Source organism: Neisseria sicca VK64, from assembly GCF_000260655.1.
Lineage (GTDB): Bacteria > Pseudomonadota > Gammaproteobacteria > Burkholderiales > Neisseriaceae > Neisseria > Neisseria sicca_B.
Genome location: NZ_AJMT01000201.1, coordinates 38,899 through 62,911 on the forward strand (window position 1 = coordinate 38,899; position 24,013 = coordinate 62,911).

The 24,013-nt window shown below is 53.6% G+C and carries 28 protein-coding genes; 10 read left to right on the forward strand and 18 right to left on the reverse strand.

Going from position 1 to position 24,013, the window contains the following annotated elements; genetic code table 11:
* The first annotated feature begins 3 nt into the window (after positions 1-3).
* Genes hprK through HMPREF1051_RS11850 form a run of 3 tightly spaced genes read left to right on the forward strand, consistent with a single transcriptional unit; the run spans position 4 to position 2,075 of the window.
* Positions 4-966 carry an HPr(Ser) kinase/phosphatase gene (gene hprK, locus HMPREF1051_RS11840; RefSeq protein WP_003756089.1) on the forward strand — a complete coding sequence of 321 codons (963 nt, stop codon included), beginning with the start codon at positions 4-6 and terminating at the stop codon, positions 964-966.
* Complete coding sequence (gene rapZ, locus HMPREF1051_RS11845; RefSeq protein ID WP_003756091.1) at positions 947-1,801, forward strand: RNase adapter RapZ; 855 nt, start codon at positions 947-949, stop codon at positions 1,799-1,801. Before hprK ends, rapZ begins: the two co-directional genes overlap by 20 nt.
* A 43-nt stretch (positions 1,802-1,844) precedes the next feature.
* Complete coding sequence (locus tag HMPREF1051_RS11850) at positions 1,845-2,075, forward strand: hypothetical protein (protein ID WP_003769061.1); 231 nt, start codon at positions 1,845-1,847, stop codon at positions 2,073-2,075.
* Here HMPREF1051_RS11850 and HMPREF1051_RS14940 read toward each other — a convergent pair.
* Positions 2,072-2,227 (reverse strand): hypothetical protein, encoded by a 156-nt coding sequence (locus HMPREF1051_RS14940; protein WP_003769094.1) that lies wholly within the window; start codon positions 2,225-2,227, stop codon positions 2,072-2,074. The two genes, HMPREF1051_RS11850 and HMPREF1051_RS14940, sit on opposite strands and share 4 nt — an antisense overlap.
* Before the next feature lie 3 nt (positions 2,228-2,230).
* On the opposite strand from HMPREF1051_RS14940, the gene ylqF reads away from it, so the two are divergent.
* The 6 genes from ylqF to HMPREF1051_RS11880 all read left to right on the forward strand — a co-directional run bounded on the left by ylqF (position 2,231) and on the right by HMPREF1051_RS11880 (position 8,222).
* Positions 2,231-3,172 carry a ribosome biogenesis GTPase YlqF gene (gene ylqF, locus HMPREF1051_RS11855; protein WP_003768968.1) on the forward strand — a complete coding sequence of 314 codons (942 nt, stop codon included), beginning with the start codon at positions 2,231-2,233 and terminating at the stop codon, positions 3,170-3,172.
* Positions 3,173-3,451: 279 nt separating this feature from the next.
* On the forward strand, positions 3,452-4,054 hold the full coding sequence (gene scpB / locus HMPREF1051_RS11860) for an SMC-Scp complex subunit ScpB (RefSeq protein ID WP_003769031.1): 603 nt from the start codon (positions 3,452-3,454) through the stop codon (positions 4,052-4,054).
* Positions 4,055-4,254: 200 nt separating this feature from the next.
* The gene (recN, locus tag HMPREF1051_RS11865; protein WP_003769017.1) at positions 4,255-5,916 is read left to right on the forward strand and encodes a DNA repair protein RecN; all 1,662 of its coding nucleotides are present in this window, start codon (positions 4,255-4,257) and stop codon (positions 5,914-5,916) included.
* A gap of 154 nt (positions 5,917-6,070) precedes the next feature.
* Positions 6,071-7,027, forward strand: coding sequence for a glutathione synthase (gshB, locus tag HMPREF1051_RS11870; protein ID WP_036493210.1), 957 nt, complete (start codon positions 6,071-6,073; stop codon positions 7,025-7,027).
* Positions 7,028-7,156: 129 nt separating this feature from the next.
* Positions 7,157-7,549: a diacylglycerol kinase gene (locus tag HMPREF1051_RS11875; protein WP_003756111.1), complete on the forward strand. Its 393-nt coding sequence runs from the start codon at positions 7,157-7,159 to the stop codon at positions 7,547-7,549.
* A gap of 193 nt (positions 7,550-7,742) precedes the next feature.
* A complete protein-coding gene (locus tag HMPREF1051_RS11880; RefSeq protein WP_009311228.1) occupies positions 7,743-8,222 on the forward strand; it encodes a copper chaperone PCu(A)C in 480 nt (159 codons plus the stop codon).
* Between the two features lie 191 nt (positions 8,223-8,413).
* Here HMPREF1051_RS11880 and xseA read toward each other — a convergent pair whose 3' ends face one another.
* The 16 genes from xseA to HMPREF1051_RS11960 form a co-directional block, all read right to left on the reverse strand.
* Complete coding sequence (gene xseA, locus HMPREF1051_RS11885; RefSeq protein WP_003769033.1) at positions 8,414-9,763, reverse strand: exodeoxyribonuclease VII large subunit; 1,350 nt, start codon at positions 9,761-9,763, stop codon at positions 8,414-8,416.
* Positions 9,764-9,887: 124 nt separating this feature from the next.
* Entirely contained in the window at positions 9,888-10,892 is a 1,005-nt protein-coding gene (gene rfaD, locus HMPREF1051_RS11890; protein ID WP_003769096.1) for an ADP-glyceromanno-heptose 6-epimerase, read from the reverse strand.
* A gap of 89 nt (positions 10,893-10,981) precedes the next feature.
* Positions 10,982-11,944 (reverse strand): ADP-heptose synthase, encoded by a 963-nt coding sequence (hldA, locus tag HMPREF1051_RS11895; RefSeq protein ID WP_003768995.1) that lies wholly within the window; start codon positions 11,942-11,944, stop codon positions 10,982-10,984.
* 44 nt (positions 11,945-11,988) lie between these two features.
* Positions 11,989-12,639: an NAD(P)H-binding protein gene (locus HMPREF1051_RS11900; protein ID WP_003768970.1), complete on the reverse strand. Its 651-nt coding sequence runs from the start codon at positions 12,637-12,639 to the stop codon at positions 11,989-11,991.
* 13 nt (positions 12,640-12,652) lie between these two features.
* Positions 12,653-13,384, reverse strand: coding sequence for an orotidine-5'-phosphate decarboxylase (gene pyrF, locus HMPREF1051_RS11905; RefSeq protein WP_036493232.1), 732 nt, complete (start codon positions 13,382-13,384; stop codon positions 12,653-12,655).
* A gap of 347 nt (positions 13,385-13,731) precedes the next feature.
* Entirely contained in the window at positions 13,732-14,379 is a 648-nt protein-coding gene (adk, locus tag HMPREF1051_RS11910; protein ID WP_003769075.1) for an adenylate kinase, read from the reverse strand.
* An 82-nt stretch (positions 14,380-14,461) separates the two neighbouring features.
* Positions 14,462-14,980: a hypothetical protein gene (locus HMPREF1051_RS11915; protein WP_003769102.1), complete on the reverse strand. Its 519-nt coding sequence runs from the start codon at positions 14,978-14,980 to the stop codon at positions 14,462-14,464.
* A 93-nt stretch (positions 14,981-15,073) separates the two neighbouring features.
* On the reverse strand, positions 15,074-15,766 hold the full coding sequence (locus tag HMPREF1051_RS11920; RefSeq protein ID WP_231286322.1) for a hypothetical protein: 693 nt from the start codon (positions 15,764-15,766) through the stop codon (positions 15,074-15,076).
* 109 nt (positions 15,767-15,875) lie between these two features.
* Positions 15,876-16,637, reverse strand: a complete 762-nt coding sequence (gene kdsB, locus HMPREF1051_RS11925) for a 3-deoxy-manno-octulosonate cytidylyltransferase (protein WP_003768962.1) — start codon at positions 16,635-16,637, stop codon at positions 15,876-15,878.
* A complete protein-coding gene (locus HMPREF1051_RS11930; protein WP_002221286.1) occupies positions 16,634-16,816 on the reverse strand; it encodes a Trm112 family protein in 183 nt (60 codons plus the stop codon). Before HMPREF1051_RS11930 ends, kdsB begins: the two co-directional genes overlap by 4 nt.
* Before the next feature lie 94 nt (positions 16,817-16,910).
* Entirely contained in the window at positions 16,911-17,486 is a 576-nt protein-coding gene (locus HMPREF1051_RS11935) for a DUF2059 domain-containing protein (RefSeq protein ID WP_003768977.1), read from the reverse strand.
* A 20-nt stretch (positions 17,487-17,506) separates the two neighbouring features.
* On the reverse strand, positions 17,507-18,043 hold the full coding sequence (locus HMPREF1051_RS11940) for a DUF2059 domain-containing protein (protein ID WP_003756150.1): 537 nt from the start codon (positions 18,041-18,043) through the stop codon (positions 17,507-17,509).
* Positions 18,044-18,091: 48 nt separating this feature from the next.
* Positions 18,092-19,117: a tetraacyldisaccharide 4'-kinase gene (gene lpxK / locus HMPREF1051_RS11945; RefSeq protein WP_003769007.1), complete on the reverse strand. Its 1,026-nt coding sequence runs from the start codon at positions 19,115-19,117 to the stop codon at positions 18,092-18,094.
* Between the two features lie 57 nt (positions 19,118-19,174).
* Positions 19,175-20,182, reverse strand: coding sequence for an FAD:protein FMN transferase (locus HMPREF1051_RS11950; protein WP_003768988.1), 1,008 nt, complete (start codon positions 20,180-20,182; stop codon positions 19,175-19,177).
* 246 nt (positions 20,183-20,428) lie between these two features.
* Complete coding sequence (gene prfA / locus HMPREF1051_RS11955; RefSeq protein ID WP_003769056.1) at positions 20,429-21,505, reverse strand: peptide chain release factor 1; 1,077 nt, start codon at positions 21,503-21,505, stop codon at positions 20,429-20,431.
* 93 nt (positions 21,506-21,598) lie between these two features.
* Complete coding sequence (locus HMPREF1051_RS11960) at positions 21,599-22,261, reverse strand: hypothetical protein (protein ID WP_003769087.1); 663 nt, start codon at positions 22,259-22,261, stop codon at positions 21,599-21,601.
* Positions 22,262-22,495: 234 nt separating this feature from the next.
* On the opposite strand from HMPREF1051_RS11960, the gene HMPREF1051_RS11965 reads away from it, so the two are divergent.
* On the forward strand, positions 22,496-22,642 hold the full coding sequence (locus HMPREF1051_RS11965) for a hypothetical protein (RefSeq protein ID WP_036493218.1): 147 nt from the start codon (positions 22,496-22,498) through the stop codon (positions 22,640-22,642).
* 6 nt (positions 22,643-22,648) lie between these two features.
* Here the strand turns inward: HMPREF1051_RS11965 and HMPREF1051_RS11970 are convergent, their stop codons facing one another.
* Positions 22,649-23,917 carry an Nramp family divalent metal transporter gene (locus HMPREF1051_RS11970; RefSeq protein WP_003776858.1) on the reverse strand — a complete coding sequence of 423 codons (1,269 nt, stop codon included), beginning with the start codon at positions 23,915-23,917 and terminating at the stop codon, positions 22,649-22,651.
* Positions 23,918-24,013: the final 96 nt, after the last annotated feature.

Sequence of the window (24,013 nt, forward strand, 5' to 3'; positions counted from 1 at the left end):
AGAATGCCCAGTATATCCGTCCGCCGCCTGTTTTCCGATAATCAACACAAGCTCCAACTTGCTTGGGCGGCAGGCAATTCGGGTGCGGACAACCGCATCGGAGTAGAGGCCGACAAACCCGTTTTGGCGTTGGTCGGCCATTTGAATTTTATCCATCCCAATCAAATCCAAGTCGTCGGTGTTGCCGAAGCCGAATATCTCAAGCGCCTCGAATCGGGCGAATTGAATTACGATTTCGGCGAACTCTTCGATATCCCCATGTCGCTGGTCATCGTTGCCAACGGTCTGGCGGTTTCGCCCAAATTGCGCGATTACTGCCATAAAAACGACATCCCGCTGCTGACTTCCAAGCTCGAAAGCCCGTATTTGATGGACGTGTTGCGGATTTATCTGCAACGCACGCTGGCGACTTCCATCGTCAAACACGGCGTATTCCTCGATGTATTTGAAGTCGGCGTGTTGATTACCGGTCATTCCGGTTTGGGTAAAAGCGAGTTGGCGTTGGAATTGATTTCGCGCGGACACAGCCTGATTGCCGATGATGCGGTCGAGCTTTTCCGTACCGGCCCTGAAACGCTCGAAGGCCGCTGTCCGCCGATGTTGCGTGATTTCCTTGAAGTGCGCGGTTTGGGCATACTCAACATCCGCCACATTTTCGGCGAAACCTCCATCCGTCCGAAAAAAATCCTCCAGTTGATTATCAACCTGGTCGCTGCCGACGACGATTACATGAAGCAGCTCGACCGCTTGAGCATACGCACGGAAACCGAGTCCATCCTCAACGTTAACGTCCGTTCCGTCACCCTGCCTGTCGCCGTGGGCCGCAACCTTGCCGTATTGGTTGAAGCGGCAGTGCGCAACTACATCCTCCAGTTGCGTGGCAAAGACAGTACCAAAGAATTCCTCGAACGCCATCAAACACAACTCAAAGAAAACGAACAAAACCATGAAAATCGTCCTGATTAGCGGATTGTCCGGCTCGGGCAAGTCCGTTGCCCTCAAACAGCTTGAAGACCTCGGCTATTTCTGTGTGGACAACCTGCCGCTGGAAATGCTGCCTTCGCTGGTGCTGCACCATATCGAGCGTGCCGATGAAACCAAACTCGGCGTGAGCGTCGATGTCCGCTCCGGCATCAACATTCAGGAAGCGCAGGAGCAAATCCAATACCTGCGCGATGAAGGCCATCAGGTCGAAGTATTGTTTGTGGAGGCAGAAGAAAGCGTGCTGGTGCGCCGTTTTTCCGAAACGCGGCGCGGCCATCCGCTGTCTGGACTGAACCTTACCCTGCTGGAAAGCCTGCAAAAAGAGCGCGAATGGCTGTTCCCGCTCAAAGACATCGCCTACTGCATCGATACATCCAAAATGAACGCGCAGCAATTGCGTTACGCCGTTCAACAATGGCTCAACATTGAGCGCAGAGGGCTTTTGGTTATCCTCGAGTCTTTCGGCTTCAAATACGGCGTGCCGAACAACGCCGATTTCATGTTCGATATGCGCAGCCTGCCCAATCCCTATTACGATCCCGAGCTGCGCCCCTACACCGGCATGGATGCCCCCATTCAAGCGTATCTCGACCAGCAGCCCCTGGCGCAGGAAATGGTGGACGACATCGACCACTTTATGAACCACTGGCTCCCGCGCCTGCAAAAAGAAAGCCGCAGCTACGTTACCATCGCCATCGGCTGTACCGGCGGGCAGCACCGTTCCGTCTATGTCGTCGAAAAACTCGCCCAACGCCTGCAAGGACATTACGAACTGCTGGTCCGCCACAGACAGGCGCAAAACCTGTCCGGACGCTGATTCCCCTTTTCAGACGACCTTTTCGATATAAAAGGAGAAAACCATGAAACCCATCATCACCCTCGCACTCGCCTGCACACTCGCCGCCTGCGCCGCCGAAGTCCCCGCCTACCGCTGGCACCGCACCGGCGCAAGCGAATCTGACGTTTCCCGCCAAATCAACGTTTGCAAATCACAAGCGCAACACGACGCCAAACACGGACGCGAATCCAAATCCCTTGAACAATGTATGGACGAAGCCGGCTACTACCGCTACGAACACGGCAACCTCTAAACCTTGAGCGCCCCAAACCAAAAGGTCGTCTGAAAAACCGCGAAGGCTTTCAGACGACCTTTGTACAGAAAACGGACAAACCTCAGATCGTCTGAAAACACCGCCGAACCACTTTTCAGACGACCCCACCGCAAATCAGACAGAAAGAACAAAACATGGCAATCCAATGGTTTCCCGGCCACATGAACAAAGCAAAAAAAGCCATCGCCGAGCGCGCCAAAAGCGTCGACATGGTGATTGAAATGCTGGACGCACGAATGCCCGCCTCCAGCGAAAACCCCCTGCTAGCCCAGCTTTCCAAAGGCAAGCCCAAACTCAAAATCCTCAACAAACAAGACCTTGCCGACCCCGAACGCACCAAAATCTGGCTCGAACACTACAACAGCTGCCCCGACACCCGTGCCATCGCCCTTGATTCCTCCGAAACCGGCGCACATGGCAAAATCACTCAAGCCTGCCGCGCCATGATTCCCCACCGCCAAGGCATAGACAAACCCCTGCGCGTCCTCATCTGCGGCATCCCCAACGTCGGCAAATCCACCCTCATCAACGGCATGATAGGCAAAAAATCCGCTAAAACCGGCAACGAACCCGGCATCACCAAAGCCGAACAACGCCTCTTCCTCGCCGACGACTTTTGGCTCTACGATACTCCCGGAATGCTGTGGCCGAAAATCATCATCGAAGAAGGCGGCTACAACCTTGCCGCCGGCGGCGCAGTCGGACGCAACGCGCTGGACGAAGAAGAAGTCGCCCTCGAGCTTTTAGACTACCTCCGCCGCCACTACCTCCCCATGCTGCAAGAACGCTACCAAGCCGACAAAGACCCCAGCAGCCACTGGGACGACAACTCATGGCTCGAGTGGATAGCCAAAAAACGCGGCGCAGTCCTCAGCGGCGGACGGATCAACTACCAAAAAGCCGCCGAAAATATCCTCACCGACTTCCGCGAAGGCAAAATCGGCAGAATCACCCTTGAAACGCCGAACCAATGGGAAACATGGCTCAAAAAAGCCCGCCAAAAAGAAGCCGAACTCAAAGCCATTCGCGAAGCCAGAAAAGCGGAGCGCAAAGGGCAGAAGCCGGCGGACGAGTAGGGCGGTATAGTGGAATGCCAAAAGAGGTTTCACTGCCCTCAAAAAGGTCGTCTGAAACCTTAGAATAAAATTTTCAGACGGCCTGCTTGTAAAATTTAAAACCAACATATATAGTGGCTTAACTTTAAACCAGTACGGCGTTGCCTCGCCTTGCCGTACTATCTGTACTGTCTGCGGCTTCGTCGCCTTGTCCTGATTTAAATTTAATCCACTATAAAACTGAAAAGAGTCCTTGTCTAAGGTCGTCTGAAAACATCAAAACAATTAAATTTTAACGTTATGACTGAAAAACTCCCTCCCGACGCGCTCATTGAAGCCGCGCTTTTGACCCAAACCGAACCCCTAAACGAAAAATCCATGCGCGAATTGTGTGTGCCGCCGCTGTCGCAGGACAAATTAATCGACGTGCTGGCGCAGTTGAAAACGCGTTGGCAGGGCAGGGCGTTGCAACTGGTGCATACGCACGAAGGCTGGCGGTTTCAGATTGCGCAGGCGGCTTTCGAGCGGCTGGGCAGCCTTCAGGAGCAGCGTGCGCCGCGCTATTCCCGCGCTGTGATGGAAACGCTGGCGATTATTGCCTACCAGCAGCCGGTGACGCGCGGCGACATTGAGGGTATACGCGGCGTGGCGGTGTCGCAGAACGTGATGCAGACCTTGCAGGACAGGGGCTGGATTGAAGTGATCGGGCATCGTGATTCCGTCGGCAGGCCTGCGCTGTGGGCGACGACGCCGACGTTTTTGAGCGATTTGCGCTTGGACAGTTTGGAAGATTTGCCGCCGCTGACGGAATTGGGCGAATTGGTTTTGCCTGATTTGATCGAAACGCCGCCGACAGGCGAAGAAGAGGAGCAGGAAGAAACGCCGGAGCGGCTGATTAATTAAATCAGCAGGATTGGCAAAGGTCGTCTGAAAACTGGAAATAGGTTTTCAGACGACCTTTTTTTAAAAAATAATATCATTGTATTCAGTTTGTTAGATATAAAATAAGGAAAACCTTATTTAAACTATAAAAAATCTTAGTTATAATCAGCATATCTAAAGTTAACCGCCGATGTGCGGTCGATTTACTAAGGAATACTACCATGCTGTTGGCACTTTCTCTGCGTGATTTTGTCATTGTTGAAAACCTCAATCTGGATTTCCAAAGCGGTTTTACCGTCTTGACCGGCGAGACAGGTGCGGGCAAATCGATTACGCTGGACGCAATCGGGCTTTTGTTGGGCGATAAGGCCGATTACAGCCAAGTCCGCAGCGGTGCGAAGGAAGCGCAGTTGTCGGCATTGTTCGACATCAGCCTTCTGCCCGATCTCAAAGCCCAATTGCAGGAGCAGGGTTTTTTGGACGAAGATGCGGAAGAACTCAGCATCCGCCGCATCATCGACGCCAAAGGAAAAAGCCGCAGCTTCATCAATAATCAGGCAGCCACGCTGGCGCAGCTTAAAGCCATCGGCGGGCAGCTTATCGACATCCACGGGCAAAACGCCCACCATTCCCTCAATCAAGAATCTGCCCAGCGCGAATTGTTGGACGCATTTGCGGGCAGCAAAGCACAGGCGGAAACCGTCAGACAGCTTTATCAAAACTGGGTCAATGCGAAAAAAGCCCTCCAAGAGGCGCAGGAACACGCCGAGACCATCATTATCGAGCGTGAGCGTTTGGAATGGCAGTTCAACGAATTGAACCAGTTGGACGTCAAACAAGGCGAATGGGAAGCCCTCAGCCAAAGCCACGACAGCCTTGCCCATTCTGCCGAGCTGTTGCAGGCTGCCGAAGAAGTCGGCGACTACATTGATGGCGACAACGGCATCCAACGTCAAATTTATCAATGCCAAAAGCTATTGACCAATCTGCAAAACATCGAGCCGCGCTTTGCCGAAAGCCTGAATATGCTGGCGAGCATTGAAGCCGAATTGGGCGAAATCAGTGCCAATATGCGCGACGTCGCAGGCCGCAGCGACATCGATCCCAACGAATTGGCGGCGCAGGAGCAGCGCATGGGCGAGCTGATGGGGATGGCGCGGAAATACCGCATCGAGCCTGAAGCCCTGCCGCAAAAGCTGGCTGAAATCGACGAGCGCCTGCAAAGCCTGCAAGCCGCTGCCGATTTGGAAGCGTTGACGCAAACCGTTGCCCGCAACCTTGCCGAATATCAGGAAGCCGCCCATGTTCTTTCCGCCATGCGCCACCAGGCGGCGGGCAGGTTGGGCGAGGAAACGACCGGACATATGCAGCATCTCGCCATGAAAGGCGCGCGTTTCGACATCGTCCTGCTGCCGTCTTCGCCCACAGCGCACGGTTTGGAGCAGGTACAGTTCCAAGTTGCCGCCAACAAAGGCAATCCGTCCCGTCCGCTGAACAAAGTCGCGTCCGGTGGCGAACTTGCCCGCATCAGCCTTGCCTTGCAGGTGGTTACCAGCCAATACACGCAAGTCCCTACGCTGATTTTTGATGAAGTCGATACCGGTATCGGCGGCGGCGTGGCAGAAATGGTCGGCAAAGCCCTGCGTGCTTTGGGTAAAAAACATCAGGTGCTCGCCGTGACCCACCTGCCGCAAGTCGCTTCCTGCGGTGAAAACCATTGGCAGGTGCGCAAACACAGCGAAGGCGAACAAACTGTCAGCGAAATCAGCGTGTTGGACCATCAGCAGCGTATCGAAGAAATCGCCCGTATGCTTGGCGGCGAAATCATTACCGACACGACCCGCAGCCATGCGGCAGAGTTAATCAGCCTTGCCGCCGCTTAAACGCAGAATCGAAGAGGTCGTCTGAAAAGGCAGTTTGTGTGTAACACAATCCACAAACCGCTTTTCAGACGACCTCTTTGCCAAACCGCCCGCGCCCTTTCAGACGACCTCAATACAAGGTATGATTACGTCGTTCGTTTATAAGGAAGTTCCCATGAAAGTCCTGTTTATTGCCGATCCGATGGCAAGTTTCAAAACCTACAAAGACACCACCTACGCCATGATGCGCGAAATGGCAAAACGCGGCTGGCAGCTTTTCCATACCTTGAGCGGCGAATTGTCCGTACAGCAAGGATTGGTGACGGCTCAGGCTGCGCCGTTTGAGTTTCTCGGTGCAAAAAGCGACGATGACCATGAGTGGTTTAAAGCGGCAGACAAAGTTCAGACGACCTTGAAAGACTTCGATGCCGTCATTATGCGCACCGACCCGCCGTTCGATATGCAATACCTCTACGCCACCCAATTCCTGACGCTGGCGGAACAGCAGGGCGCGAAGGTCTTTAACAGCGGGCAGGCGATGCGCGACTTCAATGAAAAACTGGCGATTTTGAATTTCAGCCAGTTCACCGCGCCTACGCTGGTTACGACCCGTTCCGCCGATGTCCGCGCATTTTTGAAAGAACACGGCGACATCATCATCAAACCGCTGGACGGCATGGGCGGCATGGGCATTTTCCGCCTGACCGAAAAAGACCCCAACATCGGCAGCATCCTCGAAACCCTGATGCAGCTTGATTCCCGCACCATCATGGCACAACGCTACATCCCCGAAATCGTCCACGGCGACAAACGCATCCTGATTATCGGCGGCGAAGTCGTGCCCTATGCTTTGGCGCGTATTCCGCAAAACGGCGAAACACGCGGCAATCTGGCGGCAGGCGGACGCGGCGTGGCGCAGGAATTGAGCGAACGCGACCGAGAAATCGCCGAAACCCTCGCCCCCGAACTCAAACGCCGCGGTATCTTGTTGGCAGGTTTGGACGTTATCGGCCGCAACCTGACCGAAGTCAACGTTACCAGCCCGACCGGTTTCCAAGAAATCATGAAACAAAAAAACTTCGACGTCGCCGCGATGTTTGCCGACGCTGTCGAAGCTTGGTCCAAACAATAATCCCGAAAGGTCGTCTGAAATCCGAATCCGTTTTAGCAAAACCCGCTTCGCTCGTTTTGGCGAAACTCGCTTCGTTCGTTTTCAGACGACCCCTTTTTACAAATATAAATATTGATACAAACATTACTTATGAAACCATCTTCTTACGCTGCCGATAAAAAAGGTAAAAGCGGTATCAAACGCATCATCAACGCATTCGGCTATTCCAAAGACGGGCTTGCCGCCGCCTACCGCTATGAAAGCGCGTTCCGCCAAGTATTGTGGCTGAACCTGATTTTGATTGTCTTGACCTTCATCCTCAATTTCGACTCCGCGACCAAAATGCTGCTGATTATTGCGTCGTTTGTTTCGCTGATCACCGAATTGTTCAACACCGCCGTCGAAGCCGCCGTTGACCACACTTCCACCGAAAAACACGAATTGGCAAAACGCGCCAAAGATGCCGGCTCCGCCGCGCAATTGCTCGCTTTGACGATGCTGGGTATCGTGTGGGCGATCGCATTGTGGCGCGGGTATGTTTAAATTTACTTTGAGATGATTTATACTTACTAAGTATTAATTCTCATGAATTAATTTGAATCATTTTGTTTAATCTGAGTCAAAGCATTCAGACGACCATTGCATGTAGGATGAGAACAGTATTACCGACATGCAATGTCGCGCGGAAAGCTTTTGCCGCAACAAAACCACCCATTTCATCATAAAGGAGCAATACATGAAAAAATTATTGGCAACCCTGATCGCAGCAGGTTTGGTATCCACCGCTTCCGCAGCCGGTGTTCACGTTGAAGACGGTTGGGCGCGTGCCACCGTTGAAGGCATGAAAATGGGCGGCGCGTTCATGAAGATCCACAACGATGAAGCCAAACAAGACTTCTTGGTCGGCGGCAGCAGCCCGGTAGCCGACCGTGTTGAAGTGCATACCCATGTCAACGACAACGGCGTGATGCGCATGCGCGAAGTCAAAGGTGGTGTTCCGCTGGCGGCAAAAGGCGTAACCGAGCTGAAACCGGGCAGCTACCACGTTATGTTCATGGGTCTGAAAAAACCGCTGAAAGAAGGCGAAAAAGTACCGGTTACCCTGAAATTCAAAAATGCCAAACCTCAAACCGTACAACTGGAAGTGAAAACCGCGCCGCAATCCGGCATGGATCACGGTCATGGCCATGACCACGGTGGCGCGCATCAACACTAATCGTTCATCGTTTGAACTCAAAAGGTCGTCTGAACATTTTCAGACGACCTTTTTGTTTGGGATCAGTTTCGAGTTAATCCACTATATCTGAGTTTACGATAGTCCTGTTTCTTGCCTTCCATCAAAATCAAAAGGTCGTCTGAAACTTGCCACGCTCGTTTTCAGACGACCTTCTTCATCCAAGCTGACGATTAATCAAATAATTCCCGCTGCTCCTGCTCTTTGGTTACGCGCACGTCGGTTTCGCCGTCGGCAAAAGTGATGTGCAGTTTCTGCCCTTGCTTTAAAACATCAGCGTTACGGATGACTTGTCCGCGTGTGTTTTTGACGACGGAGAAGCCGCGCTCCAAAATCTGCTGTGGCGATACGGCTTCGAGCAGGGCGGTTTGGGCGGTCAGGCTTTGGCGGCGTTGGGCAAGCAGTTGGCGGAAGGCGTGCGACAAGGTCGTCTGAAAACGGCTGATGTCTTGCCGGTAAACGGAAATATCGGGGCGGCAATGTTTCAGTGCTTGGGTTTGGCGTTCGAAACGGGCGGTGTGGGCGCGGACGTTTTGCGTCATCGAGTAGGACAGGGTTTGCGCCAGTTTGTGGATGTGGGTGCGCTGTTCATCGAGTTTTTGGCGCGGGTGGCGGATTTGCCGCGCGAGCCAGTCGAGCTTTTGGCTGGCATCGAAATAACGTTGTTCCAAAACGGTTTTCAGACGACCTTGGGCTTGGGCGAGGCGGTGTAACGATTCTTGGCGGTTGGGGCTGACCAGTTCCGCCGCGCCGGTCGGCGTGGGCGCACGCACATCGGCGACGAAATCGGCAAGCGTGAAATCGGTTTCGTGTCCCACGCCGCTGACGACCGGAATCGCGCAGGCTTCGATGGCGCGCACGACCGGTTCTTCGTTAAACGCCCACAAATCTTCAATGCTGCCGCCGCCGCGACAGACAATCAACACATCGCATTCGGCGCATTGCGATGCGGTTTTAATCGCTTGGGCAATCTGAAACTCGCTGCCCGCGCCTTGAACGGCGGTCGGATAAACGATGACGGGAATTTCGGGCGCACGGCGTTTCAAGGTGGTAACGACATCGCGCAATGCCGCCGCTGCCAGACTGGTTACGATGCCGATACATTGCGGTCTGGCGGGCAAAGGTTTCTTGCGTTCCGCCGCAAACGCGCCTTCCGCCTGCAACTGCGTCTTCAGCCGCTCGTAGGCTTCGTAAAGTTGTCCCAAGCCTTTTAGCCGCACCTCGTTCACGGTAATCTGAAATTCGCCCCGCGCCTCGTAAATACTGATTTTGCCCGCCACTTCGATATGGTCGCCTTCTTTCAAAGGCTTTGCCAAACGCGCCGCCGCACCTTTAAACATCGCGCAACGCACCTGCGCGCGGCTGTCTTTGAGCGAGAAATAATAATGCCCGCTGGCGGCACGGGTCAGATTGGACACTTCGCCCGCAATCCACAAACCGGCAAGATGGTCTTCCAGCAAGGCTTTGGCGAGGGCGTTGAGTTCGGATACGGAAATGGAGGAGGGTGCGAAGAGTTCGGACATCGGGAGCGGGAATAAATGGGGAAAGGTTGGATTATAAGGGGTTTCAGACGAGGTTTGTATGGGAAAGGTCGTCTGAAAACCTCAAATCTGAGTTTTCAGACGACCTTTTCATACGCATTTCAAATTAAGCCAAATTTTCCAGCATCCATTTGACGTAGCGCTCGACGCCTGCTTTGACATCCAAAAATTCTTCCTTGTATCCGGCTTCGCGCAGTTTGGTAATGTCGGCTTGGGTGAAGCTTTGGTATTTGCCTTTGAGCGCGTCGGGGAAGGAGATGTAGCGGATAAGTTCTTCTTCTATCAGCTCTTTTAAGCTCAGTTCAGGTTTGCCTTCGGCGGCTCGGCAGGCGTTGACGGTGGCGGCGGCGAGTTCGTTGAACTGTTGGCTGCGGCCGGTGCCGAGGTTGTAGATGCCGGAGAGATTGGGATGATCGAAGAAGTAGAGGTTGACTTTGGCGACGTCTTCGACGCTGACGAAGTCGCGGGTTTGTTCGCCGTTGCCGTAGCCGTCGTTGGCACCAAACAGGTTGACGTAACCGTGTTCGCGGTATTGGTTGAAATGGTGGAAGGCGACGGATGCCATGCGGCCTTTGTGTTGTTCGTGTTGTCCGTAAACGTTGAAGTAGCGGAAGCCGACGACTTGGGCGGTCAGACCTTCTTTCATGCGGCGGCGCAATACTTGGTCAAACAGGAATTTGGAGTAGCCGTACACATTGAGCGGTTTTTCAAGTTCGCGCTCTTCGCGGAAGATTTCGCCTTTGCCGTACACGGCGGCGCTGGAGGCGTAGAGGAAGGGGATGCGTTCGTCCTGACACCAGTCTAGAAGGTCGAGCGTGTACTGGTAGTTGTTGTCCATCATGTAGAGGCCGTCGTGGTTCATGGTGTCGGAACACGCGCCTTGGTGGAAGACGGCTTCGATGTTTTCGTAGGGCAGAAGATGGCCGCGCACTTGGCGGATGAATTCGTGTTTGTCGAGGTAGTGGGCGATTTCGCACTCGGCAAGGTTTTTGAATTTTTCGCCACGGGTCAGGTTGTCGACGGCGACGATGTCGGTAATGCCGCGTTGGTTGAGGGCTTTGACGATGTTGCTGCCGATAAAGCCGGCCGCGCCTGTTACGATGATGGTCATATTGGGTTTCCTTTGATTTTTGGTTTTAGCGAAACTCGTTGCACTCGTTTCAGACGACCTTGGAAAGATGGGGTCGTCTGAAAAAGAAATTACTGCTCTTCCAATGCTTTGTTCAACTCTGCAAACGAGCAGACCGCCGTACCGAGTTTGGCGACGACGACACCGGCGGCGGTATTGGCGAGATGCATGGCTTCGGGCATGGTGTAGCCTGCCGCCAGCCCTAAGCCCACTCCGGCAATGACGGTGTCGCCTGCGCCGGATACGTCGTAAACTTCTTGAGCGCGGGTGGGCTGGTAAATGGGTTCGCCTTCGCTGAACAGGGTCATGCCCTCTTCGCTTCGGGTCAGTAAAACGGCGGTCAGGTCGAGGTGGCGGCGCAGGTTTTGCGCTTTTTCGGTCAGCTCGCTTTCGTTTTTCCAACTGCCGACCACTTCTTTTAATTCGGCTCTATTGGGCGTAATCAGCGTGGCGCCGGCGTATTTTTCGTAATCGTCGCCTTTGGGGTCGATTAATACGGTTTTACCTGCGTGTTTTGCCCAATCTATCATATCGGAGATATGCGACAGGCCGCCTTTGCCGTAGTCCGAAAAAATGATTGCATCGTATTCGGGCAATATTTCACGGTATTTCTGCTTGATTTGCTCCAACACTTCGCGGTTGGGATGTTCTTCAAAATCAAGGCGGATAAGCTGCTGGTTGCGGGCGACGACGCGCAGTTTGACGGTGGTGGCGATTTGTTTGTCGCGCATCAGATAGGAGGCGACACCGTCTTGCGCCATCAGCGCGTCGAGCGCGTCGGCGGCTTCGTCGTCGCCGGTTACCGACAACAGCCCAGCTTTGCCGCCCAACGAAGCGATGTTACGCGCAACGTTCGCCGCTCCGCCCGCGCGTTGGTCGATTCGTCCGATTTTCGCCACCGGCACGGGGGCTTCGGGTGAAATACGGGACACGTCGCCAAACCAATAACGGTCGAGCATCACGTCGCCGACAACAAGGACTTTGGCTTGTGCGAAACGGGATTTGAGGGTTTCTTGTTGGAACTTGGTAACCATACTGGCTCCGTTGTTAAAATTTTCTGCAAAACTGCGTATTCGGATTATCCGTCCGAAAGTCTGAAAATGTCCTGAGGTTCATACACCTGCACTGAATGTTCAGACGACCTCAAAGCTGCCTTCAACATGGCTTGCGCCAATGCTTCAACGGCAAGCGGGCGTTGGTTTTTCAGCAGGCCGATGCGGTTGAGTCCGTACAAAATCCGTTTGGCGATTTTTTCGCCCAAGCGGTCGCTATTCGGACGAATCAGCAATGGCGGACGGAAAATGATAAGGCGCGGAAAGTTCAAAGCAATTAATGCCTGCTCCAATTCGCCTTTCATCCTTTGATAAAACAGGCGTGAAGCGGCATTAGCGCCGGAAGCAGAAACCAAAACCAAGGTATTCACGCCGTTTTCTCGTGCGGCTTTGGCAAACTCAAGATTCGCTTTGTAATCGACAGCCCATTGCGCCTCTTTGCTGCCTGCCGCTTTCAAAGTCGTGCCCAAGCAGGCAAACAACACATCTCCCTGCACTTCATCACGCCATGTTTCAATCCGGGCAAAATCAATCTGATGAGCGTACAGCTTGGGATGGGAAAAATCGGGATTTCTGCGTCCGAAGCAATCTATATGCTCGATTTCCGAATGTGCTGTCAGCAAGGGCAACAGGGATTTGCCTGTTGCGCCGGTTGCCCCGATGACGATGGCTCTCATATTTCAGACGACCTTAAGCGTTCGCCACGCGGTTCACTTCGCGCAATACGGCTACCGGATCGGCGGCTTGGGTAATGGGGCGGCCCATCACCAGATAAGTCGAACCTGCCGCCAATGCTTCGGCGGGCGTCATGATGCGGCGTTGATCGTCGTTGTTGCCGGCAACGTCCAAACGGATGCCGGGCGTGACCAAGACAAAATCCTGCCCTAATTCGCGGCGCAGCGGCGCGGCTTCTTGGGCAGAGCAGACCACGCCGTCCAAGCCCGAACTTTGCGCCAGTTTCGCCAAGCGGATGACTTGTTCTTCAGGGGCGATGTTCAAACCGATTTCCGCCAAATCGCTTTGTTCCATGCTGGTCAATACGGTTACGCCGATTAAGAGCGGTTTCGTGCCGTATCCGGCAACGGCTTCGGAGGCGGCTTCCATCATGCGGCGGCCGCCCGATGCGTGCATATCGACCATCCACACGCCCATGTTGGCGGCGACTTTGCAGGCTTGCGCGACGGTGTGGGGAATGTCGTGATATTTCAAATCGAGAAAGAGTTTGAAACCCTGATGAATCAGGCTTTCCGCCAAACTGCGTCCCGTAGCGGTAAACAGCTCTTTGCCGATTTTGATTTGGCACAAGGTCGGATCAAGGTTGCGGACGAATCCGAGCGTGTCTTTTTCGTTGGCAAAATCAAGGGCAACGATGACGGGGGTGCGTTGTTGCGGAGTTTGGAAGTCGGTGATTAAAGGATTCATGGTGTTTTCGTTTCGGGTTTTCAGACGACCTTTATCGTCTTTTTCGCAGTACAACGTAAATTCAAACCGTAGGTCGGGCATTGATGTCCGACCTACGCGGACTCAAGCCCCCGACAAACTGTTTCGGATAAATTTGAACCGGTACATCAGCCGTCATTCCCGCGCAGGCGGGAATCCATTGATAAAACTCAGTTCATCAGATTTAAACAGCGATTGCCCAAATTCAGAAATGGATTCCCGCCTGCGCGGGAATGACGCCGAATGATTATTTTTCGGTTGCAACACGCTGTTTATCAAAAACAGGTCGTCTGAAACCTGATTTACTGTTTTCAGACGACCTTTTCGATTTATTTGCCCAATGCGCCCAATATTTCGGCTTTCACGGCTTCCACCGGCTGAGTGCCGTCAACTTTGATGTATTTCGGCGCGTGTTCACCTTCAAGCTTGCTGTAAAAATCGACCAGCACTTCAGTTTGATCGTGGTACACGGCAAGGCGTTTTTTGACGGTTTCTTCTTTGTCGTCGTCGCGCTGAATCAAATCTTCGCCGGTTACGTCGTCTTTGCCTTCGACTTTGGGCGGATTGTAGGTAACGTGGTAGGTACGGCCGGAAGCCAAGTGGACGCGGCGGCCGCTCATGCGGTCGACAATCACGCTGTCGGGTACATCGATTTCAACGACCGCGTCCAAATCCACGCCCGCTTCAACCATCGCTTCGGCTTGTGCCAGCGTGCGCGGGAAACCGTCAAACAGGAAACCGTTTTTGCAGTCGTCTTGCGCGATGCGCTCTTTGACCATGCCGATGATGATGTCGTCGCGCACCAAGCCGCCTTCGTCAATGATTTTTTTCGCTTCCAAACCCAGCGGCGTGCCTGCTTTAATCGCAGCGCGGAGCATGTCGCCGGTGGAAATTTGCGGAATGCCGAACGCAGCGGTGATGAATTGTGCCTGAGTGCCTTTGCCCGCGCCCGGCGCGCCTAACAATAATACTTTCATGGGTGTTCCTTCTTGTTAAGTAGTATGGATTTGAAACGTGATTCAAATGATTTTACACGGCTTGCGTTTATCGTTCAAAACTTCAGACGGCCTGTTCCGCGCCGAAATGTTTCCATGCGTCATCGCGCATTTCGGCAAACCATGTGTCTTCGGGAAACCGCTCCAATGCGTCTTTCAAAGTGGAAAGCAGGTTTTGCGATAAAGTCTTCGCCAAATACTCTTCCTCGTTGGCCTCCGCCGCTTTGTCCGCCTGCTGCGCCAAACCGCGCGCGCGGGTCTGATGCCCGTGTGCCAAGTAGTTGAGCGCAATCACCTTTTGCGCCCAAAGCTGCGGAATCTCGGGGCTGTCTTGCAGCAATACCGACAAAATCGACACGGCAACCGTCAGCCTGCCGCCGTTCAGGCGCAAATCCAGCGAACGGTTGGGCGGCAGCGTACTGAGCGTTTCCGCCATACGGAACCAAAACTCGCCGCTGGCTTCGTCCGGCGCGGCGGCTTTCAACATTTCATAGTTAAACTCTTGGTCGTCGTTTTGAACCAGCAGGGTAACATCGGCAAGCAGTTTTTGCTCTTCGCGGCTCAAATGGCGTAAATCGGTCATAAAAGGGCTTTCTGTTGGTGTTTGGGTAAAACGGATGATCGGATTTGGTGTTTACTGAAAACAGCTTTTTACGGCTCATCATTTTCAGACGACCTATCTCTCTACTCTAGGATGGCGATAAGGCTCGTCCAAATAATAAGGTTTCTTTTTAAATCTTTCCCATTTGACTTTCGGACGGTCTTTTGAAGAATCGAACACATTGCCGCCAGTCGTTCTTTTCCGCTTTCCAGTCAGATAATTGTCACTGTACTCCTCAATTTCGCCTGAAGCTCTGTTATGTTGGGAATTGGTATACCCAATCAGAAGAAAGCGGTCGTTTTGGTAACGGAATAGGTAGTCACTGTCACCCATCCACCAGCTTCCGCAACTGTAAAACCACTGCAAACTCACTTTCAGACGACCTTTATCGATGGATACATCAGAAAACGGGTCATCAAGACAGCCATTATCTTTATCGCTTTCAGGCGGAATCAACGTTGTGTTTTCGACAGCCGTCTTGTAACCGTCTGCCTGCTTAAACAATACTTTCAACATCCTCGGGTTGGTATCCAAATCAGGTAGTCCCATAGAGTCGTTTGGGATGATGTTTGCCTTGTCTTGCTTTTGCAGCACCAAAACGGCATTGGCTTGATTATCGCCGTTTAAATCCCCCTCCACGTTTTTGATGATTTTCCAACCTTTTGGAACGTGCGCGGAAAAACCGGCGGCGTAAGCAGGCAGGGCGATGCAGGATAAAAATATCAATATGCTGCGTTTCATAGCAATTCCTGATGATGGCAAATTCAATAGCCCGTAGCACGGGCTTCACTTGCGAAACCTAATGCCGAAACCGACTGATTTCGGATTTTGGCGAAATCTGCTTCGCTTGTTTTAGCGAAACTCGCTTCGCTCGTTTTCAGACGACCTCAAACGCAGCCCTGACCCTGTCCAAATCCTCTTGCGTATCTACGCCGGCGGCGGGGGCTTGTTTGGCGGTTTCGACGGCAATCGGGTAGCAGTGCCACAGGACGCGTAGTTGTTCCAACGATTCGATGGTTTCCAGCGGCGAGACGCTCATTTCGGCGTAGCGTTGCAGGAAACCGGCGCGGTAGGCGTAAATGCCGATATGGCGCAGGACGGCAGTTTCGGCGGGCAATTCGCGTTTTTCGGCGCGCATGGCATCACGCGGATAGGGAATCGGGGCGCGGCTGAAGTAGATGGCGTTGCGGTTTTTGTCAAGGACGACTTTGACGACGTTGGGATTCATAAATTCGTCGAAATCGTGCAATTCGTGCGCCGCAGTCGCCATCTGCACGTTGTTTTCCACCAAGACTTCGGCGGTGCGGTCGATGAGTTCGGGGGCAATCAGCGGTTCGTCGCCCTGTACGTTGACGACCACCAGATGTTGCGGCAGTTTCAGCGCGGCGGCGGCTTCGGCAAGGCGCGTCGTGCCGCTTTCGTGCCGTTTTGAAGTCATGACGACTTCGACGCCGTGCGCCTGACAGGCCGTCTGAATGTCGGGATGGTCGGTGGCAACGACGACGCGCGCGGCTTTGCTTTTTGCCGCCTGTTCGGCAACGCGCACGACCATCGGTTTGCCGTGAATATCCGCCAAGGCTTTTCCGGGCAGGCGCGATGAATCCAGCCGCGCCGGAATTAATACGACGAATTCGGTCATGCTTTGAGTTCCTCTTCGCTCAACGCTCGCGCTTCGTTTTCCAGCATGTAGGGAATGCCGTCTTTAATCGGATACGCCAGCTTCGCCTGACGGCTCCACAATTCCTGTTTGTCCTGATGATATTCCAGCCTGCCTTTGGTAACGGGGCAGACGAGGATGTCTAAGAATTTTTTTTCCATGGGGTTTCTTTCGGGTTTGATGGTTTGAGCGAAACTCGCTTCGCTTGTTTTGGCGAAACTTGCTTCGCTCGTTTTCAGACGACCTTAAGCGGCATTATTTTTTCCGTGCCGGTTTGTTCGGCTGTTTGGCGCAGGCTTGGGCAGGATTTTTGCCGTTGCACATGATTTGGCGGATTTCGCGCCTCAAGTTTGCGCTTTCGTTGGATTGGGTGTATTTGCCGGCAAGGATGTTCATCATCGGTTTCATCGTCGCCTCAAGATAGCGCGGCGTTTTATCCATTATCGATTGACCTACCGCCGTGCTGTAAAAGCCAATCAATGCGTTGACTTCTTCTTGCGTATAAACCGTCTTCATGCCGTCTAAAGCCGCTTTACGCAACTGGGCGCGCACTTGCGGCGTATTGATTTCGGCAATCGACCGGGTTGCATACTTTTTCAATACCGCCTCCAATTGCGGACGTTTGTCTTCCGGCGCATCTTTCAAAAATTTCTGTACATTCGGATCGGAAAGCACAATGCCTTCCATGCTTTGGAAAGACTGTTCCAACAAGGCATCCATCTTCTGCACTTCAAACAGACGCTCCAGCGATGCGTCGCTGGGTGTAGCGGCAAATGCGTTGGCACACAATGCCAGCGCGGCGAAGGGCAATAACAAGGTTTTCAGTTTCATCTTTTTCTCCTGTTTAAGGTTTAGGGGGTACATTCTTCAGACAATATTTTTTTAATTTCGTTTTCAAATTCAATTAGGTAGTGTTCGCTAATTGTTTCTATTTCTTTCATATCCGCTTCGCTTGCCCCTATATTGGCGAGTTTTTTTATGAATGCCGAATTTTTCTCCACGATAGATTGTCCTACGGGAGTCTCGTAAAACGCAATCATGGCATCAATCTCTTGTTGAGTGAACTCGTCCTTGGCAACTTTTTTTATTTCTTTCATTAATTTGTTTCTAAGTTGCGGTGTGAAATAAGCTTTAAACACTTTGTTCATATAACGGTCTGACGCGGCTTGTAATTGCGGCTGCAGTTCCGGTGGATATGAGGAGATGATCGGTTGCATGAGCTGTCGGTTTTGTGCTTCCGCCATGTTGGTCAAATTTTTGAGAAAGTCGCGTTCGATATGCTGGACTTCCATCCATCTATTTAAAGACTTATCGCTTGGGGGCGCGGCTGTTGCGGCGGAACAGGCGGCAATGGCAACGAAAGTGAGCAGCAGTTTTTTCAGGTTCATAAATTTCCTTATTATTCAAGACAAACAGCAACAAAGATTCAATTGATTTCAGACGACCTGTCGGGAATCTTTCAGCCGTTCCAACACAAACGCCGCCAAATCAGGTTCGATTATCGCACAAACAGGCAACACCCATACATGATTCAGATTGAGGTCGTCTGAAAACTTGACCGCATCTTTCTCCGTAATAATGACCGCGCCCGCATTGGGCAAATCTGCCGCTGCGATGTCGGCATGGTCGGGCAGCGCGACGGTTTGGTTCAACGTGATGCCCATGTTCCGCAGCGAATCAAAAAAACGCTCCGGTTTGGCGATACCCGCCACGGCGGCGACGGTTTGGTTTTTCAGACGGCCTGTATCCAGTATTTCGGACGGCTGGTTCAAACGGTAAATCTGTCCCGTTTCGATACGGCTGTGAAACATATTTTCAGACGGCGCAAACGACGCATCCGCCTTGCCGCCGCTGACGACGACCGCATCCACCGAATCCAGCCGCGACAAAGGTTCGCGCAAACTGCCGTTGGGCAGCAAATCCAAATCCGTCCGCCCCGTATCCGCCGCCGGAAACACCGCGATTTCCACATCCCGCCGCAGAGCATAATGCTGCAAGCCGTCGTCCGCCACAATCAGCCCGATGTCGGGATGCGCCGCCAGCAACGCCCTGCCTGCCTCCGCACGGCTGCTGCCCACCGCCGTCGGCGCGCCGGTTTTACGGAACAGCAGCAAAGGCTCGTCGCCCGCATCTTCCGCACGGCTCGCGGCATTCAATACATGAACCGCCTTGCTCTTGCGCCCGTAGCCCCGGCTGATGATGCCGATCTTTACGCCTTTTTCCTGTAAACCCGACACCAGCGCGGCGACAATCGGCGTTTTCCCCGTCCCGCCCGCGTGGATATTGCCGACCACGACCACAGGCACGGGCAGCTTTTCGCTTTTCAGACGACCTGAAACGAAATCATCGCGCCGTTTCGCCGCAATTTTGGCAAACAGTTTGGATAAGGGTTTGAGCAGGAAAGATAAAAACGGATTGGGGCGTTGCCAATGACGTTCGATGATTTGATGGAGTTTGGGCATTCAGACGACCTTGTAGCTGCGTTTCTTTGTAGTACACCATTTTAGCGGATAAGTCGTTCAGGCTAGGGTTTCAATGCGGTTGTCGGGCATGACCAGCCAGACTTTTGCCTGTTTGGCGCGGGCTGCGGTACGGATGGCGGCTTCGTCCATGATGGAGAACGCGGTGGAGAAGGCATCGGCAACGGCGGCAGTCGGCGCCATGACGCTGACGCTGCGGTAGCGCGGTGTGGCAGTACCGGTGCGCGGGTCGAAGAGGTGGGTGAACTTGCCGGCTTCGTCCATCACGGTACCGTAGCCGCCTGAGGTGGCGAAGGCTTGGTTTTGCATGGAGATGGTCAGGAGGGTGGCTTCTTCGTTTTGGGGATTTCGGATGCCGACGTTCCATGTGCGTTGGTTGTCGGTGTCGAAGCCGCGGATTTCGCCCATATCGACGAGGGCTTGGCGGATGCCGTGTTGTTGCAGCAGGGCGGTGACTTTGTCGGTGATGTAGCCTTGGGCGATGCCGTTAAGGGACAAGCCCATGCCTTTTTGTTCGAAGAGGATGGCTTTTTGGTCGAAGACGACGTGTTTGAAGCCGACGAGTTTGAGGGCGCGCCGGATGTCAGGTTCGGACGGCGGGGTTTCGGCACGCGGGTTGCGGCGGAAATGGTCTGCGTAAAGATTCCACAATACTTGGACGGTGGGGTCGAACGCGCCGTCTGTCAGGGCGTGGATGTCGCGGCAGATGCTCAACAGGGCGAGGAAATCGGGCGGCGGGTTGTTCAGACGACCTTCTTTGTTCAGTCGGTTGATGAGGCTGTCTTCGCGGTAGAGGCTGAAGATTTTTTCGAGGCGGGCGACTTCTGCGAGGACTTTGTTGACGAGGATTTCGGCTTCTTTGCGGTCAACGCCGAAGAGGCGGAGCTCGGCGCCGGAACCCAGCGCGATGCCTTTCCAAATGACGGGCTCGCCGATAGTTGGTAACGGGGCAGGGCGGTTGCGGTTCAGGAGGAAGGGCGCGGCTGCTCCGGCGGCAGTCAGGGCAGCGATAGCGAAAAAACGGCGGCGGGTGAGCGGGGTGTTCATGGATTGGGATGGGTCGTCTGAAAAGGGGCGGGGTGTTGGAGGACTGCGTGAAATCGGTTTATCTGGGTTTGCGTTTGAGGACTTTGGGAAGGTGTTTTTAGGAGCACCGTCATTTCCGCATAAGATTTTTATGGTTACGGAAAGGGCGGTGGGCGACGGCTGAGGCTTGATTTACGTTTTGGCAGAACTTGTTTTCCCGCCATCAAGCCTGCCTTCACGCTTTGGCACCAAGTATCAACCGCCCCATCAGTCACCCATTGCTGCCAGAAGCTCTGCCTGATGCTCGGCAATCAGGGCGTTGGTGATTTCTTCCAAGTCGCCGTCCATCACGAAATCCAGTTTGTGCAGGGTGAGGTTGATGCGGTGGTCGGTCACGCGGCCTTGGGGGTAGTTGTAGGTGCGGATGCGCTCGCTGCGGTCTCCGCTGCCGATAAGGGATTTGCGTTCGGCGGCTTCTTTGGCTTGGGCTTCGCGTTTTTGCGCATCGTTCAGGCGGGCGGCGAGGACTTTCATCGCCTGCGCCTTGTTGGCGTGTTGGCTGCGGCCGTCTTGGCATTCGACTACCATGCCTGTGGGCAGGTGGGTGATGCGGACGGCGGAGTCGGTTTTGTTGATGTGCTGACCGCCCGCGCCGGATGCGCGGAAGGTGTCGATGCGCAGGTCGGCGGGGTTCAACTCGATGTCTTCCAGTTCGTCCGCTTCGGGCATAACGGCGACGGTACAGGCGGAGGTATGGATACGGCCTTGGCTTTCGGTGGCGGGGACACGTTGCACGCGGTGGCCGCCCGATTCGAATTTCAGACGACTGTACGCGCCCAAGCCGACAATGCGGGCGATGACTTCTTTATAGCCGCCCAGTTCGCTTTCGTTGGCGGAGACGATTTCAACCTGCCAGCGGTTGCGTTCGGCGTAGCGACTGTACATGCGCAGCAAATCGCCTGCAAACAGCGCGGCTTCGTCGCCGCCCGTTCCGGCGCGCACCTCGATGAAGATGTTTTTGTCGTCGTCGGCATCTTTGGGCAGCAGCAGTTTTTGCAGTTCGGTATCGAGCGTGTCGATTTTGGCTTTTGCCGCTTCGATTTCTTCGGCGGCAAAGTCTTTCATTTCGGGGTCGGACAGCATTTCTTCGGCATCCGCCAAGTCGCTTTGCGCCAGTTGATAGTTTTGGAACACTTCGACCACGGGCGTCAATTCGGCGTGTTCGCGCGTGAGCTTGCGGTAGTTGTCCATATCGGACGTGGCTTCGGGCTGTCCGAGGAGGTGGGTGACTTCTTCCAAACGGTCGGATAGTTGTTGTAATTTTTCGATGATGCTGGGTTTCATGTAAGTCTTTCTTTGAAGGTCGTCTGAAAGGTTTTCAGACGACCCGTTACGGATTGGCGCGGATGATAACCGATTACTTTTCCGTATTGCAGATCAGTGCAGTTTGCGGGTGGTGATTTCTGCCGCTTTTTCCTTCAATACGGGGATGTAGCTGCTGTTGCGGTACATCACGACGCTTTCCTTCGGCGATGCCGCGCTGACGGCGGCCAAAATCAGCGTGTCGCCCTGTTTGTAGAAGGCGATGTCGGATTTGTGTTGCGCGAACCAGTTTTCCTGATGCTCGAAATCTGTGCCTTGCGGGGCGAGGGCTTCGAATTCTTCGCGGTTCAGGCGCGGGTAGGGCGGGTAGAGCGCGTCAAATTCCTTTTTCACTTGGTGAAACGTTTTTTTAGACGGTATCAGCATGATGTTTTGCAACGTGTCGTGCGTATCATCGAATTGGAAAACGATAATCGAACCGTCTGCATCGGGCATTGAGTAGGCATTGTTCATCGGAACGGACGTGCCGTTACTGTAGCCTATGGTGCTGGAGGCCGCCTTAGCAAGTTGCGGATGCTTTTTCAGCGCGTCGGCCACTGTGGCTTTGCCCATGGTCAGGCCGTAGGGCGACGGATTGTCGGGATGAACGGCTTGTTTCGCCTGTGCGTCGGCGGCGGCTTTGATGGCGACACTGTTGTCGGTGCGGGTGGTTTCATTGACTTCGAAAGAACAGGCTGCCAGTATGACACAGGCTATCAGAGAATATAGGCATTTCATGGCATTTCCTTATCGTGGCCGTGCTGTTGCTTTTCGAGGGGCGGGCAGCATTTCTTCAGCATCCGCGGGCTGTCCGAGGAGGTGGGTGACTTCTTCCAGTCGGTCGCTGAGTTGTTGTAGTTTTTCTAAGATAGACGGCTTCATAATTCTTCCATAACAAATGCCGCCGGGAGTCGTCCGCGACGGCGCGAGGAGGCGTTATTATAATGGGTTTGGTTGGAAATTCAAAAGGATATGGCGGGGTTTCCGATGGGCTGCGGCGATGTCGGTTTGCTTTGCGGCATCGGTTTGAAGTTCATCCCTTCGTTTGAACATTTTGCCATACATAACAAAAGGTCGTCTGAAAACCAAAATCCGGTTTTCAGACGACCTTTGTCTTGATTGGGCTTACTTAGGTGCAGCCAAGATGCCTGTCAGGTTCAGCAGGAACAAAACCGTAAATCCGGTCAGGTAAATCAAGCCGAGGATGGCGAGGAGGTCCATACCTGCCGTCAGTTTGTGGCGTTTGTCGCCTTTGACGAGGCGGTAGTTCAGCCAAGCGAACACGGGAGCAGAAACGAAGGCGGTAATCATGGCGAACTTGAGCAGCTCCGCCATCGCGCTGTTGAACCAGAAAATCACTGCCAAGCCCGTACCTGCGACCCAAACGTTCCAGGCGAACAGTTCGACGTTGCCCGTTTTGTCTTTGCCGCGCAGCAGGCGTACCGGCTCGGCAATCGCGCGCGCGTAGCCGTCCACTACGGTAATCGTTGTGCCGTACATACAGGCGAAGGCGATGAATGCGACCATCGGACGCGACCAGTCGCCGATGGTGACGGCGTACATATTAATCAGTTGACCGACGTATTTGCCACCCGCCATTTGCACTGCTTCCCCGTTGCCGTACTGCACATACGCGCCCAAGGCGAGGAAGACAACCGCCAACACTGCGCTGGTGATGTAGCCGACGTTGAAGTCGAAAATACCGTCGCGGTAGCTGGAAGGATTGATGCGTTGTTTTTCCGTTACCCACAAAGAGTTGATAGCCGAAATTTCAATCGGCGCAGGCATCCAGCCCATCAGCGCGATGAGGAAGCCCAAGCCTGCCAGTGTCCATGGGGTAGGCTCGATAAAGTCGGGTTTCATCTGCATGCCGCGCGACATGGCGATGGCGGCTGCGGCGACTGTGGCAATCGTCAGGCTGACGATGATGATTTTGGAAACATTGTCCAAGGCTTTGTAGCGTCCGCTTGCCAAGATAATCAGGCAGGAAGCCATAATCAGCGCGGAGATTGCGCCGACATTCAGCGTCAGCGAGGGAATCGCCATTTTGACGATGGCGGCGGTCACGATGGCGACCGCACCTGCGTTAATCGTTGCTGAGATAACGCACAAAATCAGGAATACCCACAAATAAACGCGGCTTTTTTCCGCATAGCCTTCAATCAGGCTTTTGCCCGTATCCAGCGTGTAATGCGCGCTGAAACGGAAAAACGGATATTTGAAGAGGTTGGTCAAAATGATAATCAACGCAAGCTGCCAGCCGTAAAGCGCACCCGCCTGCGTCGAGGCAATCAGGTGCGAACCACCGACCGCCGCCGAAGCCATCATGATTCCGGGCCCCAGCGCATTGATTTTGCTTTTCCAAGTCGAAGCGTGTGTATGTTGTTCAGACATCTATTCTCTCCGTCTTTTTCAGACGACCTTCACAAAAAAAGGCATATTTTAACGTAAATCAAAATCCTGAATGGTGAATATTGGAAAACATTATGC